At 55.9% G+C, this 16,337-nt stretch carries 9 protein-coding genes and 2 pseudogenes; 3 read left to right on the forward strand and 8 right to left on the reverse strand.

Going from position 1 to position 16,337, the window contains the following annotated elements:
- Window positions 1-33: 33 nt before the first annotated feature.
- The 5 genes and pseudogenes from ATY79_RS05585 to ATY79_RS05610 all read right to left on the reverse strand — a co-directional run bounded on the left by ATY79_RS05585 (window position 34) and on the right by ATY79_RS05610 (window position 4,696).
- Entirely contained in the window at window positions 34-1,227 is a 1,194-nt protein-coding gene (locus ATY79_RS05585) for a pyridoxal phosphate-dependent aminotransferase (protein WP_088703225.1), read from the reverse strand.
- A gap of 348 nt (window positions 1,228-1,575) precedes the next feature.
- Window positions 1,576-2,406 carry an ABC transporter substrate-binding protein gene (locus ATY79_RS05590; protein ID WP_088703226.1) on the reverse strand — a complete coding sequence of 277 codons (831 nt, stop codon included), beginning with the start codon at window positions 2,404-2,406 and terminating at the stop codon, window positions 1,576-1,578.
- Between the two features lie 840 nt (window positions 2,407-3,246).
- Window positions 3,247-3,499, reverse strand: a pseudogene (locus tag ATY79_RS05595) (antibiotic biosynthesis monooxygenase).
- A 231-nt stretch (window positions 3,500-3,730) separates the two neighbouring features.
- On the reverse strand, window positions 3,731-3,940 hold the full coding sequence (locus ATY79_RS05605) for a hypothetical protein (protein WP_088703228.1): 210 nt from the start codon (window positions 3,938-3,940) through the stop codon (window positions 3,731-3,733).
- Window positions 3,941-4,276: 336 nt separating this feature from the next.
- Window positions 4,277-4,696, reverse strand: coding sequence for a hypothetical protein (locus tag ATY79_RS05610; RefSeq protein WP_088703229.1), 420 nt, complete (start codon window positions 4,694-4,696; stop codon window positions 4,277-4,279).
- A 70-nt stretch (window positions 4,697-4,766) separates the two neighbouring features.
- Here ATY79_RS05610 and ATY79_RS05615 point away from each other — a divergent pair, with 70 nt between their 5' ends.
- On the forward strand, window positions 4,767-5,660 hold the full coding sequence (locus tag ATY79_RS05615; RefSeq protein WP_141105699.1) for a hypothetical protein: 894 nt from the start codon (window positions 4,767-4,769) through the stop codon (window positions 5,658-5,660).
- Window positions 5,661-5,779: 119 nt separating this feature from the next.
- Here ATY79_RS05615 and ATY79_RS05620 read toward each other — a convergent pair whose 3' ends face one another.
- Window positions 5,780-9,178, reverse strand: coding sequence for an AAA domain-containing protein (locus ATY79_RS05620; protein ID WP_088703231.1), 3,399 nt, complete (start codon window positions 9,176-9,178; stop codon window positions 5,780-5,782).
- Window positions 9,179-9,183: 5 nt separating this feature from the next.
- Between ATY79_RS05620 and ATY79_RS05625 the strand changes: the two genes are divergently transcribed.
- Entirely contained in the window at window positions 9,184-13,419 is a 4,236-nt protein-coding gene (locus ATY79_RS05625; protein WP_141105700.1) for a hypothetical protein, read from the forward strand.
- 495 nt (window positions 13,420-13,914) lie between these two features.
- A pseudogene (locus ATY79_RS05630) lies at window positions 13,915-14,100 on the forward strand (transposase domain-containing protein); the annotation flags it as partial.
- 150 nt (window positions 14,101-14,250) lie between these two features.
- On the opposite strand, the gene ATY79_RS05635 reads toward ATY79_RS05630, so the two are convergent.
- Window positions 14,251-15,300, reverse strand: coding sequence for a hypothetical protein (locus ATY79_RS05635; protein ID WP_088703233.1), 1,050 nt, complete (start codon window positions 15,298-15,300; stop codon window positions 14,251-14,253).
- A 14-nt stretch (window positions 15,301-15,314) separates the two neighbouring features.
- Window positions 15,315-16,277 carry a caspase family protein gene (locus tag ATY79_RS05640; protein ID WP_088703234.1) on the reverse strand — a complete coding sequence of 321 codons (963 nt, stop codon included), beginning with the start codon at window positions 16,275-16,277 and terminating at the stop codon, window positions 15,315-15,317.
- Window positions 16,278-16,337: the final 60 nt, after the last annotated feature.

Genomic DNA, 16,337 nt, shown 5'->3' on the forward strand with positions numbered 1-16,337 from the left:
CAGATGATTGGACGTGCGCCGCTGATGCCAGGACTAAGATTCCCCTCGATGCAAAGCACTGGTGTAACGTTCAATCCTCACGACGGCTTCATCGAGAAGCTGGTCCGCCACTCCCAGGTTCACACGGACATACCGAGAGGCGCTCTCACCGAACTCTTCGGCAGGAAGTACGGCTACGCCATGCGATCTGACTAGATCCATGGCGTAGTCGTAGGGGGCCATGCCTGTGGCCGATACGTCAAGCATGACGAACATTCCGCCGGCGGGAGGAAGGCAGCTTAGGCCCTCGATGGAGTTCAGCCTTTCGCAAATGCGAGAGCGCCGGGCTGAATAGGTCGACTTCATGTCCGGCAGTCCATGCGGGAGCGCTGAGAGTGTTGCGGTAGCCGCGTCCTGAATAAACGTGGGGATGCCATACGTTGAACTCGTCATGAGGGCCGTAGCACGCCGCGCCAGTTCGACAGGAACGATCATCCAGCCAACGCGCCAGCCGGGCATTGCGTGCGACTTTGACAGGCTGCCGATGGTGATGGTCCGATCGGCTACGTCGGGCAAAGTGGCGGGCGAGACGTGCTCACCCTGATAGATCAGGTCGCGATACACCTCGTCGGAGACCAACCAGAGATCGTGTTTGCGACAGATCTCAGCAATTTTTTCCAGCTCCCGTCCTGTGTAAACCGCTCCCGTCGGATTGTTGGGGGTCGCAAGAAATATCGCCCGAGTGCGGGAAGTCACTGCTGCCTCGAGTTCGTCCAACCGCGGATGAAAGTTGAGTTCCGCGGGCGATCGGACAGGGATGATGACGCCGCCCGCCGCCTTGATGACTCCCGGGTATGTAACATACATCGGTTCAGGCACCAGAACTTCATCGCCCGCGTCGATGACGCAAAGCGCGGCAATGAAAAGAGCATTTTGGGCTCCGGCGGTCACGACCACCTGCTCCGCGTTCACGCTGAGACCGCTCTGCAGCGAAAAGCGCTCAGCTATCGCTGTTCGCAACGAGGCCTTCCCTGCGCTTGGTGCATACTTTGTATTCCCATTGACGATACTCCTGCCCACTTCCTCGGCAGCGACGCTTGGGCTTGCGAAGTCGGTGTCGCCAACCGTGAGGAGGATTGCGTCGTTGCCTTGGGCAACCATCTCAGTGGCGACGTTGTGCGCGTCCCATGGTGACGTGCTCCTGCCGCCGGACTGTTCTGTACGAACAGAGTATCGCATCTCGGACATCCTCTAGTTGCTGATTTTTCATGTTGATCGAAACCGTCCTTGCCCACAGGTCCCGCGAACTCAAACTGTCGTTCTGGGGCTGGAAAGAACACGAAACCTGGCGCCTAGCGGCTAGAGTGAAGCTAGTCGTTAGCAACGATATCACATCATCGGACCCGATTATCGATTAGGTGATGGTGGCTGCCCGATAGACAGCTCGACAGCGCTCGCGTCGCATTGGAGGCTTCGCCAACGTGAGGGTTCGGAGGACTTCTGCTCCGCTATGTAATTCTAGCAGCATGCTGCCCTACTACATCCGCTGATGCCTTAGGGCAGCAAGCCATGCACCGTTTGACTGGGCCTGTTGCATCACTCAACGGCAATGTCGTTGACGTATATACCGTCCAACTGGTTATCCTCCTGCTTCCACTTGGCAAATATAGCTTTGTATTCGCCGGAAATCATGAGTTTACGCAGCGCGGTGGCATACGCATCCCGCAAGTCGTTGTCCTTTTTCAAGAACCCCATGCCTTGTTTCTTCACGGTGAAAGGAGGGCCGACCTTGGAGAAGGTCTTCGGATCCTGGGACATTAGATAGGGAAGCGTCTCAGATCCTTGAACGCCCGCGTCGATTCTTCCCTGCTTTAGTTGCATGAAGGTGTCCGCCGAACCTTCAGTGCCCATCACGGTGATGCCGGGCTTTCCCGCCGCGATGCAATTTTGCTCGCTCCAGCTTGCGACGTCGGCGGGAAAGGATGTCGTCTTGGGCATACCGACGCGCTTGCCGCAAAAGTCGGTCAACGCTTGAAATTCTCCCTTTCGAGCGTCGGTCGTGTAGAACTGCGCGCCGGATTTCATGTAATCGAGGAAGTCAAGATTTTCGCGCCGCTTTTCGGTGTCCGACATCCCGCTGTGAATCAGATTGGCCCGACCGGTAAGAAGCGAGGGAATGAGTTGCTCGAATGTCGATTCCGACCATTTGACTTTAAGGCCTAATTCTTTTGCCAGAGCCAGTTGCAGGTCGACGTCTAAGCCACGTAGTTCTCCAGTCGCCGGGTCCCTGTATTCCATCGGCGCGTACTCTGGTTGATTGAGGACCACAACCTCGCCCGACGCCTTGATACTCTCAGGCAAGTCCTGCGCAAATAGTGGACTGGCCAAGGCAATAAGCACTCCCGCAATCGTCGCTTTCTTGGACATGTTTTCTCATCCTCCCATTGTTGATCAACATGTTCTGAAATGCAGTTCTACGGAGACAAGTCTATTCCCGAGTATTGCCTGCAATACGCGAATATATACGACCGGATCACGAACATTACGTAACGCGCACGTACTAATCCGAAGTCGGTTAACCGCTATTTTGTTAAGGTTCTGCTATTATACTTGCCCTCCACGCATTAGAAAATCACACATGCAGCCCTCTCCCAAGGGAACTTTTCTCCTAGCGCTATGACGAAAACGACTAGATCGATCCGTCTCACCGGACCGCGATCTGGCCCCAATGGGGCTGCCTGCGGGCCGGTGCCTGGAGGACTACGTTCCGACTTTGCCACTGCGTCGATACGCACTTCCCGGTATACGGGATTTCCGCCGCGTGACCGCAAGGTAGAGGCTGAGGAAGTACGCGACTTCTGACTTGCTTGCGAGCAGTGGGACATTGTCATGCCGCTCCTCGGTTGGCAGAAAGCCCTGCGACAATATCTACAAACATCCCTCGACCGGCGATGCACACGAACTTCGGCTCTCGCTTGAATTCCGGCGCATTAGCGGTTCGCATTTTTTGATCTGAAGGAGCGCCCCACCGCTCGGTTTATAGGCAGGCTGGCGGGCGCACAGCCATTTTCGGCGAATATGTTCTCGCCACCGTCGAAGGCGCACCCAAGATCATCCGAGACACGTGGGTCGTGAGCGAGGGAGACCGGATCGTGTCGGTCACCCGGTCGTTGCCAGCGGGCATAGACGCGGTATTCGACCGGCCCAAGCAGTTCATCTCGCCCGGCTTCCTGAACCTACACAACCACTGCTTCTCGGAAGCTTTAGCTAGGGCAGCACTAGATCGCCGACGGCGCTGGATGAGACAGTATCGAGCTTGCGGAACTTCTTGAGATATACCGGATCGCCATCACCAGGGTCGGAGATTGCCTCGATGTTCACGACAGTCAACCCGTCTGTGTTCTTGGAAAGGTTGCACCACAAAAAGCCCGGCTTCCGCTCGGCGACGCTGGAACGACATTCTGGATCAGTCGAAAGGCTTCGTCCTGCTTGCCGGGCGAACGGGGATGACATTGACGATGAAGTTCGTAGGAAGGGGGAATGATCGCCCCCTCTCCGTTTCCTAGACGAAAAGACGGAGCGCAGCATCAGGTTATGGCCATCACCGGCCGAACGCAGGCCAGACGGTACGGTCTTAGCAGCGCGATCAACGCGATCATTCAGAAACCGCCTCCCGGATTCCAATCTCAAACGGCCAAGCCGATTGGGGAGATTCCATTGATTGTCATGCTTTTGTGGCGGCAATAGACACCTAGGACCTTGATTTGCGGATCAGCCGGGCACGATGCGCCACATGCTGGCTCTGGATTTCCAGAAACAACCTGAGCAGGTCCTCGGCTTCTCCGATCGGAAGGCTTTGTTGCGACAACTGCTCAATTCGGGATAGCTGCTCCGCAATGATGAACTCACCGCGGCACACATGCCTCTCGACCATCTCGAGTTCGGTTTCGATAGCGCCCATTGAGACACTATGCTCCTCTTTGTACGCCATCACACGAAACTAAACGCGGCAGGGACCCGGCATCGACAGCTCAACCCGCTGTGCACCTTCCGACGCGTTCGACGAGATTGATGGCCGATAAAAATATTTTAAACCGGTCCAGGAAGCAGATAAAACTCCATAGATGCGATAAAATATCTCTGCTGAGCCAAGCTAAATCCCCCGCCTTGATGGGATGTGAACCTGCAGCACCTGCCAGCCAAAGACCTAACCGCTTGAATCTCAACAGATCGAATGATCTATTTGTCTGCTTTTTTGCCAGAGAACAATGGGCGCCGCGCTGCCAAGCTATCTCACTTAACCCGCCAGCGTCTGAATACCCGCAGCGATCGCGCCTCCCACAAACGCGCCGATTTTAGTGTAGATCGCAGCGTCCGTGTCGCCAGGTTCGGCCAATTTTTTCTCAATGCTTTCGCCCAGCTCCGGGTCTTTCGGCTTAGCCTGAATGATTGCGATGCCCTTCGACGTAAGCTGAACACCGTTGAAAGCGTAGCCGCCGTCAAACTCCTGGATGCTTCTGACCCGGATCAGACCCTCGTCATTCAACCAGTGAAGTACATCGGCGAAGGTCTTGAGGACATCGTCCTCATCGCCGATACGATGCGTCATGATATCCATCGCATCGCCACCACCAAAATCAACCCGTGATAAACCTGCTTCGACCAGATAGGACAGAATGCGACCCATTGTTTGATAGTGATAATCCATTGTCGACATCGGAAATCCTTATGAATGGGTTGATGTGCTGCTCACGCTCAAGGCAAACCTACGGATATGGATATCGACGGTGAAGGACAAGTTTGGCCTCACGGAAAAAGGTGGCAAAACATCGAGTAGAAACCCCCACGATGATAGGCAGCCGCAATTGAACCCTTTGCAAGAGACGTCCTTCGGTCCCGTTATTGCTTGTCCGACATACGGCGACTTTGCCAAACGCTTCGGCTGCGAAATTCTGCAGGAGGTAGGCGATCTCCAGCTGATCGACGGTGATCTAGCTATGACCCGCGATTTTGAGCTGATGCTTGGCGACAAGGCTTATGACGCTATGCGGCGGTTGCTTGATGATTGGAGGTTAAAGGCGCCACATCTGCAATTGTTGTATTCTCTTTCACGGCTGATGGTTCAACGCGAGGCAGACGCCGAGCGTCGTGTCACGGAGGCGACCGAGACGGCCGTAGCTAGGGGTTACGGCCCCTTAGGAATAAGTCGCGAGCCCGGCTTTCAAAAGGCATGGCAAGCTCATTTTGACGAGGAAGGTACAGCTCAAGCCGGTCGTGACGTTTATCCGGGCTGTATTGTGCTGATGGCCAGCTACGCTTTGAGTAGGTTTAGGGATGATATCGAGTGCACACGACAAAGTTGGCAACAAACGGGAGCGCTTTACGGTGGCAGGTCGATTGGCGAAATTGTCGTCGCTTCTGCGAATGGCGTTCGCCATCAGGACGACTGGTTCAAAACTCATCCGCCCACACCACAACAGCAGCGCTCGATGGATGTGTTAGATGCCGCGCTCGGCGCGCAGGGTCCACATCACTCATACGCTTACTCGGCCGGGCGGTGCGAGCAGGTCCTTGCCTTGCTGGACGGCGGCAAGGGTTTTGACGGCCTGACCGCAGCGATGTTTGCCTATGCTCACGAGATTGCGCTTGAATGCCGCCGAACATCCAGACCCGGCCTGTGATTTCAGTGGTCGCAATCCGAAGCAAGCCCGGACTGCTCGTTTATCAACCTCCCTCACCTGGTCTCTCCAAGTACGCGATCTCCGCAGACACCATCGCGGGAACTACCAAGAGCTGACGTTTAAGCCTCTCTACGCTGAAGGCTACCAACGATGGTGCTGATTTCTTCCTCGAGATGCTGCCCTCGGTAAACGAACGACGTCTCGTGGCGCGCATATTGGCCATGTCGATCAGCGCTGAGCCAATTGTAGGAACCGATACAAAGAAGGTCCGTGTCGATCGCCACGATCTTGCTGTGCAGCTTCGGCAGCTTGTGCAGCCGAACGCCGACCCTTGAGAAAGCCCTCTCGACCGCTTCCATTTGATTCAATCCAGCGGCAGCAGGGCCGAGGTTGAGCAGGGGATCAGCGAAGACGTTGATCTCGGCGCCTCGCTGGATAGCAGCTTTGAAGGCGGCGAGGATTCCAACTCGTTCCATGGTGGATGCGATCACCCAGGGGCTGACGATGGTGTAGCGGCGACCACCACCGGACAGCGCATCCAGCAGGAAAGCATCATGCCCCGCTGCATCTCGCAGCATTTGGATCTGACCCGTCCCCTGCTTCAGGTCCTCGCGCGGCTCGACGGCAAACTCAAGCGCGTTCCGCTCTGACGCGAACAGGAAGTCCGCGAGGATCGCCCTTGGTGACCCGGCTTTCGCTGCCGCCATGACATCCATATCGCCAAATACCAGGCAACTGTCCTTTGCCCGCGAAACCATGACGTTCAGCATACTAGGCGAGGCGTCGATAAAACCGCCGTCTGCGTGCTTAGAATAGACGAGCGAGAAGATGACGATGGGTCGTTCGGCGCCTTGTAGCGCGTGCACAGTTCCAACGGTCATAGCATCGCGCCCTTCGACCGCGATCCGTCGGCCGGCGCAGGCGTCTCGAATTTCGCGAACCTGGCGGCCAAACGGAGTCACGATAGCGACAATCTTTTCCAACGGCCTGCCATAGCGCGTTTCCAGCCTGACCCGGTTGGCATCAAGCCACGCAGCAATTGTTTGCGCCTCGAGCGGATTGCAACGGCTGCTGCCCGACGTAAGTGCTCGGCCGTCGATATGCAGATATCCAAGGGCTGGAAGACCAGCGTTTGTCGGCGCCTTTCCTCGCAACGGTCGCAGCTTTCCCTTGTAGCAAAGAGCATTGCTGAAGCTGATGATCTCGTCGTAGCAGCGCCGGTGTTCGAAGAGATAGAGCCCCTTCTCAAGATCCGGATAAGGCGACACTCGGCAGGCTTGCTGTGCAAGACGCATGGCACTGCCATTGGTCGAGGAGATCCCGCGGTCGATAAGTGTTTCGATGCCTGCTTCGCTCGACAAAAGGCCACTGTGTCGGAGATTGCTCACGTCGACTGGCCGAGGAATGGACGAAATCGGTTCAATCTGTTGGGTGTCACCGATCACCAGAGCGCGCTTCGCCAACGAGAAGGCCGCTCCGGAAACTTCTGGCAAGACCTGCCCGGCCTCGTCGACGATCAAGAGGTCGATAAAATCGAAGAGATACTCGGTCGCCCATTTTCCACCGTCGCGGCGGGCGTATGTCATTTTGCCTGGCAGGCTGGCGAATGTTGCCACGGCGCAGGGTGTCAGCATCATCCGGCGGTGCCAGCGGGGAATAACTGTCGCTTTGCCGTTTTTCACTTTGGAGGCGACGATACCAGCAAGATCAGCTTCCATCGCCAGAAGCCAGCGACCTTCCCAGTAATGTGTTGCCAGCAGGAAAAGTGAAAACCGAACATCAAGATCTGCCTGACGTTCCAGTTCTGCGATGTCGTCGGCGCCACCCAGGAGTTCCCTTGCCTTGGCCCAGTTCTTGTCCGCCTCCTGGAAATTAAGGCGCAGAGCTCTCGCCGTTGCGAGTGACAGTTCGGCGGATTTCAGAGCATCCTCGGCCGCCCGAAGGTCGGCTCGAACCTTATCGTCGATCTCTGAAACCCGCCTGGCATTCTCTAGTCCTGGCACAAGATCGCCGACGACAAGCCGGGCCCGCGCCGCGCGTTTCTCTTTGACTGAGGCGAGGAAACCGACCACCGCCGTCAAAGATGACTCTGACGCTAAATGCTGATCCAGCGCAGTCCTTGCCGCACGAAGCTTTTCGACAGCAGCCGTTCGTCTCGCGACCTCTTCGGCGCGCAGTGCTTCCATCGCCTCCGGATCTGGGCCAAGGGTTGCTTCAAGAATAGAGTGCGCGGCACGATATACGCTGTTGGCGCGATCGATATCCCCCAGCTTGTCTACCTCGCTCACCATCCGCTTCTGCAAGGCCCCAACCACGGTCCCTACATCGGGGTTTGCAAGTTCAGGGAATGCTGCCCGTGCAGCTTCGAGATAGACGCTCTTGGCGCGCTCGACATAGGCTACGGTCTCGCGCTCCACTTGAAACTCTTCGGTCTGGTAGCGCCGGGCTGCTTCAAGACGCCGGGAATGCGACGCGAGGAACATCCCGAAGCTTTCCACCTCAGGCAGCCACCGCCCTGCAAACGGACCCACTCCCCTGTCGAAGTCCTTCCCGAAAGCGTCGATAATATTCGTCACTGCTTGGTTGTTGGAGGACGCCGCCACGATCACCGGCGGGTCTTCACCGCGAAGCGCTGCACGCACCCAGAGGCCAGCGACCGCCGATAGCAGCATGGTGGTCTTGCCGGTCCCAGGCGGGCCGTTAACAGCAATCACCTCACCCGGCGCCGAGGCATCCAGCCACGCAAGCACCTGCCTTTGCTGTTCAGCCAATGGGAAGTTCGGGTTTGAGTGGCCAAGCCGCCGCGAAAACTCCTGCTCAATCCGATGATCTAGGTCCGCGGCGGTTTCCGCTGGCTGCGCAATTTGCTTCAGCAATGGCATATCGGGCTGCTCGGCTAGAAGCTTGTCATAGAGGTCGAGGATCCCCCGCACCGTCGCGTTCGCATCCTCAGACAGTTCGAGAAACCCGGAACCGATCGGTTGATAGTCTGCGTCCCCGCGCGGCCACCCCTGCGAAATGGCATCCACCATCTTCCGGCAGTGGCCGAGGTAGTTGTCCCAGGCGTCGTCACCCGACATATCAGGAAGAGGTGTTTCGGTTAGGAATGCATCCAAGGCATCGACCGAACCGATGGCAAACTCACCAGTCGGAAGGGGCGTCAAGAGATCTCGAGCGAGAGCATTGCGCAGTGGCGTGATTTGTCCACCCCGATCGACTGTTGCCTCGGTGACGACCGGCGCAACCAATTCCGGCAACCCGCCGGCGCGCGCAGCGCCGTGTGAAGACTTTCGCGCAGTCACCAAGGGCCAGAACCGAATGGCGACAGTCTTGGCCGCAGGTTGTACCCGGAAAAGCTGTTCCAAGACATCTGCCGGCAGCAACCCAGTCTTCAGCGCGCCCGCAGGAATTTCAACAAACCGCTTGCGGTCAGACTGCGTGAATTTTCCCTCACCCAGCGCGCCGTCGGCTAGTGAGGTTCGCCAGTAGCGCAGATTCTCTTGAATGCTTGCGGTCATAATCGGTGCAGTTGTCCGGCTTGCTTAGGATAGGTTGCAGACATACAGAACAAAGAGAGGCATGTAAGCAATCAACTGACCTTCGTGAGGCTCAAAAATCTCGCTCCACAACGAACCAGCTAATGTTGTTGAGAAAGCAGCCAAATCGATTGATTGATAACGGCAACAAATACTACCCTAGATACATGAATGTTAAACCGTTAGACAGGCGTATTTCTGTGGTAGTTGAGGGTGAAGTCGTTGAACTTCACCTTAGTCAGCTGCGTGGAAAGCCTTATGTCGTCTTGCTCGGCGAGCCAGGGATCGGAAAGTCGACGGCGCTCGAGTACGAGGCAGCTCAGGAAGATGGGGAGCTTCTAACCTGCCGCGAAGCAATGAACGGTATCCCAATCGCGGCCTCCACGACAGCCTATCTCGATGCCCTGGACGAATACCGTGCCGGTGAAAATGGCAAAGACAAGCTTTTGCAACTTGCCAACGCGATCACACAAAGCGGCGTCGAGCGTTGGCGGCTGACCTGTCGTGCGGAAGATTGGCGTGAAGCCGCTGATACGCGTGCGATGCGACGAGCCGCCAAAAACCAGCCAGTTACAGTTGCCCACCTTCTGCCGCTGGACGATTCCGAGGCAGAAACTGTTTTATCCGCCCTGGGGGAAACTGACCCAGAGCGGTTCCTTGCTAATGCACGCGCTCGCGGAGCAGGCGCCTTCCTTGAAAACCCCTTGAGCTTGCGGCTTCTCCGCTCTGTTGTGGCATCTGGCGGCGTATTCCCTAGCACGCGGTTCGAGCTGTTCGACCGAGCCATCAATGCGCTTGTTCACGAGCATGATCCGGAACGCGTCACCGATCGACGCCGCCCGCCGGTCGACGACATCATTGATGCAGCAGCGCAGCTATCGTTCTACCTGCTCGCGACGGGCGCGCGCGCCCTTTGGCGCTCGAACGCGCTGGCCGCTGGTTCAAGTCCACAAGACTTTTGCATTGTCCAATCGCTTCCGGTTGACCCTACGTTGGCGGCCTATTCTCTGGATACGGCGATATTCCGCGGAGAGGGACAGAGCTTTGAGCCGTCGCACAGAACGATCGCAGAATTTCTCGCAGGCCGGTTTCTTGCGGAGCGAGTGACTGGGCAGCCGACCGGGCTTCTCTTTCCTTTGAGCCGGGCAATTGCACTTATAACCGCAAACGATGGGAAAGCACCGAGCGAACTGCGAGGTCTCTATGCTTGGTTTGCGGCGCATCTTTCGCAACGGAGCGATGAGAAGGCCGCCCTAAGGCTGATCGAGTGCGACGCGGCCACCGTCCTGGCATACGGTGACGCTGCCGCCTTCACCACGAGTGGCCGCCGGGCAATTCTCCTCAACCTCGACCGCGACGACCCGTTTTTCCTCTCTTCGCGTGATGCGATCACGGTATTTGGTGGCCTAGCTGGTGATGACGTCGTCCCCGATTTCCTGGCTATCATGGATAGCGAGGTCAATAGCCATCTGCAGATGACCGTCCTGCAGGCGCTCGCCGATGGGCGGCCGTTAGCCGGAATGCAGAGCAAATTGCACGATATCTCACTTTCTCCGTCTCGCCCCCTTTGGCAACGCCAGAGAGCCGCTGAAGCTTGGGTCAAGGGAAACTCGGATCCCGACGCGGCAAGGCGCGCTTTGATCGCGGAACTATCGCGAACAGCCAAGAGCTATGATCAGATCTCCCTGAGAGCAGATATCCTGTCGGACATTCCCACGAATGATTTATCCCACCAGGAGATCTCTGACCTGCTTTCGGACCTCAACGAACTGGCGCCGGCGGCTGACGGGGAGAGTGAGGAAAGCGGCAACCTGTTTTCACTGCTCTCGAAGCTCAGAAAAACACCTCGCCCGGATCTCTTTGACCAGCCAATCATTCGAAAACCGAGTGAAGATCAAGGGCTCAAGCTCGATGTTCGTCATTTCATGCAGGCTTCTCTGGCCGACGCGATAAACAACAACTTAGACATTGGCGCGAAGCGGCTATGGTCTTGGATCAGAAACACACGCGATTATGAGTGGGATCGGCTCGAGGAGCCGCTTGCCAAAGCGATAGGCGCCTGGATCGACGTCGACAAAGCAAATCGCCAACTCGAGCTTTTCACTGTCCTCCTCGATAGCAGCCCCGTCGAAGAAGGGCCTTGGATGGCGACCAACCACTACATCACGATTGCTAGGAGGGTTCCCGACGACACCCTTATAGAGAACCTACTCGATCTAGCGGGCAAAACGCCAGATGGTTCTCGTCGCCGGCGACTGTTCGAGGTTGCAGCCTATGCGGTTCGCAGTGAATCTCAATGGCCCCTGTGGGAGGGACGCATCGTTTCGGCGCTCGAAAAGGAAGAGAATTTTTCGGACTTCATAGCGGATCTGCGCAAAGATCCGAACAAAAGCTGGAAGGAAGAAGAGGAAAAGCGAAAGGCAAAAGAACTCGCTGAAACCGACGCAGCCCGAGCCCACAATATCGCGTCCCTTGGATCGAAACTTAACGCGATCGCGGCCGGCAGGGAGAGCGAGTTTAGCGCGCTGAAATGGGGATCCGATCTCTATCGGAATGCCGTGATCTCCAAAAAAGAAGATCCGCTTGCCAAGATCCAGCATTTCACCAACGCTCGCATTGCATCAGCGATCGCCGAAGGATTCGTCCAGTTCGCAATCCATACCAACATCAAGGTCGACGCCAGCGTTCTCGGTAAGGCTGAAGCGACCAACGGATCCTACATCCAGGAACATGTCGTCGCAGCAGGCCTTCACCAGGCGCTCCTGGCTGGCAGGGACGAGGAGATCGGCAACTGCCCGCCCGTTATCGGAATCGTTGCTCTGCGGCAGAGCTACTTCAGCGGCGAAGAGCAGCCATCGCTTGCCAATTGGGGAGTGAGGCACCTGGCGCGTGATCCCGATTCAGGCTCAGATCAGGTATTGCGTTATTGGATTTCAGCGCTCGATGCCGGAGACCAGGATCTTGATGCGATCCACCATCTGGCGTCGTCGCAAGAGCGGGACTTCGTTTCTGGGGTGTTGAAGCGGCTGCTTCAAGAGCGCCCGAATTTACCGCGTGCGGCATTGCGGCAAGCCCTGACGGTGTCAGCGAAGATATTGTCCAGAACCGAGATAGAGGATCTCACCGAAAGTGCTCTCGTGGAAGAGTTGGACGATCAAAGTAGGCGGCTGTGGGAATCTGTCGCCCTCATACTCGACCCAGAGAAGTTCGAAGCTTCCCACAGCTCCGAAGAAATTCGGGCGGCGCTGTTGGCCCCAGATGGCGATCTTGTAAGTCGATTGCATGAAATCTGCTCACAGCCTGATCGGCTCGACCGGCTTCGGATATCCACGTTAGCTGGTATGTATCCGCTGGAGGACCGGGATTGGGCCCACCCTGATGGCATGAGCCGAATTATCCGAGCGGCGATCGATCGTCTGAGCGCGTCACGTGATCCCGCTGCAGGCAAAACGCTCAAATCTCTCATTGCATCGTCTGATCCCAGCTGGCGATCGCTGTTGGCGCATGCAGCGGCGGAGCACGCGCGTCTTATGCGCGACAACTCGTTCGTTGCCCCATCTGCTGCTCAGTTGAGAGCGGCCCTCGTCGGCGGCCCGCCGGCGAGCCCGGCAGACCTTGTCGCTGTCGTGCTTGAGGAAATTGAGAGATACAGGAGTACCCTGCGGACCGGTAGTGAGATGCCATGGAAACGCTATTGGAATACCGACCACAAAGGCGCGGCCGACAAACCTCAAATCGAAAACGAGGACCGCGACCGGCTGCTCGAGTTGTTTAGGGTTCGGCTGGAACATTACGGCGTTGCGGCCTCCATGCCCGAGGCACGTCGCAGAGAAAACACCCGCGTAGACGTGCTGCTTATCACCCATGCAGGAACGAACCTGCCGATTGAGGCGAAGCGCCACTATAATCCTGAACTATGGACTGCCGTCGAGGAACAGCTTGCCGGCTATGCCGCCGATGAGGGCGCCTTTGGCTATGGCGTGTATCTCGTGTTCTGGTTCGGAAACGAGTATCGGACGCCCGCAAGGCGTGACCGGAAGAAGCGACCGGAAAGCGCACAGGAATTGGAGGCGATGTTGCGGTCCGACCTCCCCTCGACGCTAGGGGGAAGAATATCGGTGATCGTCCTCGACGTTTCGCGTCCGGCGACGTTGAACAAGTCGACAACAACCCAAAAAAGGAAGACCCGATCGACATCGTCAAGGCCCGGTGAAGGGAAGTGACAGCGCTGTTGAATGCATCATAAGGGAACGAGCCAATGGGTAATCCGCTTCATTTCAGTCTTGAAGTACCGAAACGGGCACATCAACTTCTCAGAGATCTCTACGAGCAACTAGGCGACTGTCGTTTGGCAGTTAACCACAAGGCTCTCGCTTTAACATTTTCAATAAGATAGGGCGGCACTTAATTTGAGACGGAGCAGTTAATGTGAGATTCCTCAAGGGATTTTGGTACTTGATGTGAGAATCCGCCGCTGGACGAAATCTGAGATGCCTTCGATGACTTCTTGATCGACCATGCCGAGAATGGAGATTGCTTTCTGCAGGATTTCCAACGCCTTGCGGCCCACGCAAGATGACCGAGATCAGCTGAAAATCTGCTTTTCATTCGCGACTTTCTTTGATGCAAATCTCAAATTAAATGCCAAACGAAATCCAGACGGCCGCATTCTTACGAATAAGTGCAAAGCGACACCAGGCCATCACGAGAAAAAATAGTCTAGTCTATTCGCTGGAAGCGACGGCGGCGGCCGGACTTGGGCGACCATCGCGACGCTCCTGCAAACGGCAAAGATGAATACCGTCGATCCGCAAGCTTGGTTGACCCAGACACTTCAGCGTCTGGCGAACGGATGGCCCAGCAGTGAAATCGACGCGCTCATGCCTTGGAACTACGCCGCCTGAACGGCCTCGGCTTGTCGCTTACCTTGCTCGGCAAGATCTTTTCAGTGTGTCGGGCGGCTACCTGGTATTTCGTTGCTGTGAAGCGCTCATTCGTTTGCCGGCTTCTTTGTCCGAAAGAGGGTTCCCCGGCTCGGCGGCACTAAGAAGCTGTCATTCCGGGTAGCAAGTAATCCGTGAGATGTCATAACCGCACCTGTTGCCCCCGACAACAGTTAGACGAACTTTTTCAAAGTATCTGCAGCCAGGCTTCTGCTTAGCCCAGACTTCAAGCGGAGTATAGCAGCTAATGTGCTCGGACCCTGGCGGGCACTTTCCCCCATGCTCGCCCTCGCAGACGTAGTAGGTTGCAGATGGTCGTGGTCTTAAGCTATTTCCCAACCATACTTCGACAGTTCCGCGATTAAAGTCCTTCGCGAAGTCGGGCAGATATACAAGATCAAGCCCAGCCTTAGGGCCGATCGCTTGGGAAACAATATCGCGAACGCGAGTCGCCACCACCTCATCCGGCCTATAAAAGTACCGAATCTGAGAAGTGCTTGGCGACATTTCTCCTGCTTTCTCAATTGAGTGAGAAACGATCACGCTTTCAATGCCCGCTTGCAAGGCATTGATGGCCTGCTTGGCCGACAGTTCTTGGTCGGGCGCTGAGATATGCACAAAGATGCGCGGAGGGACTTCGTCTATATCGACGGATTCGCAGACGGTCACGCGCAGGTAATTTGGCCAAAGCTGGTCGTTGATAGAAATGGGTATGCTCAAGCCCGTGGCGGATCCAATCAACTCTGCGCTACGCTGAAGGTCAGGGGTGGGAACCTCAATAATTGTTGAACCAATGGCTGATTTCGAGATTGAGGAGTCGTGAAGATTGATTGGCCGAACTCGCACGGTACGATAAAGAAACTGAAGGCTATCGTCCCTAGTAACGGAATTTGGGTTATTGAGGCGTGCGAACGTCGCAATCGACGACGCTATCTCCGCGGCCACTACCTCTCTTGATCGAGCGAATTCATCACCACCGCACCACATCACCTCCACACTTACAGGAGCCGCCGTCGGGAAGCGGTCTAGCGTGTCTGCATCAACACTGTATATGGTCCTTCCCAAAGCGGCCCGGTTTACGTCCTCAGGCTGTGCCGCGGCAGGGGCCAATAGAGAGAGTACCAACGTGCATGCGTAAAACCGAATGAGTCTCGACGTCATCGAACCCTCCGAACCTAGCAAGATCCAAAACAATTTTCGGGTGGGGGAGGTCTAAGCGTTCCCGTCTCTTCCGGCACCTGAGGTAAGCTATTATCCTTAGTGTTGGTGTAAACATTAAACACAGCTTTGCTGATAAGATCAGTAACTTTCACCGAGCCAGGAGCTGCCAATTCCGAAGCGAATACTTCTGCGAAGGGACTATTGTCCCCGACCCCATCATCAGCAAGCTGCCCATCTGCAGTTGAAAACAAATACTTAATCCCGGGCACAGGTGCAGGGCTGGGGGCTATGCTAGGTCCTGATATTGCAACCTTTGCGTCCACATCTTTCTTCAACATTGGAATGATTGGATCTTCGCGGCAAGCGTCGAGTACGATCAGAATAGTACCGTCCCCCAGGGCTCCAATACTAGAGAGAATTTCCTCTCTGAGTCGAATTCCGCCTTTAAACAGATTTCCTGCGGGGCCGAACTTTTTCCATATCTCCTTGACTTGGTTAAGGTTCGCTTGAGTATCAACCCCAAATACGTAAGTGGTGGGGCCGATTTGTATCCCATGTCCGGCATAATATATCAATCCGAATGGATTAGAACTCTGCATGTATGATTGGCTAAAATCCGCAAGAAGACTTAGGAAATCTGACTTCGTTGCATTGCATCGCTTAAATATGTTACCAGGAAGCCACTTTTTTTGGAGAAGCCTTGCTTCTATCAATTCGATATCATGGCACGGGTTTTTTAAGTCAGTAAGGCGCCCTTTTGGAGTGTCCATCTTCTTCGTGAACTTAGAGTTTTCATCATAATCCCCGTTGCCGATCAGAAGCGCAAATTTGGGGCGCGGCGGGGCATAGTCCTGCGCTCTAGCGACTAGGGGAGCTAGAAAACCCGCTAGAACCGAGATTGTCAGCAGCAGACTACAAAGCCTCTCTATCAGGCTTCGGCCAAATGTTCGGAGTATCTCAGTCCATGGTTTCGCCATTGAACAATTCCTGGGCTCCAGTCATAGGCTGTAATTAGTCGATCAATCAGCGGCCCCAGA

It is taken from the genome of Rhizobium sp. R693, from assembly GCF_002211315.1.
Classification (GTDB): Bacteria; Pseudomonadota; Alphaproteobacteria; order Rhizobiales; family Rhizobiaceae; genus Rhizobium.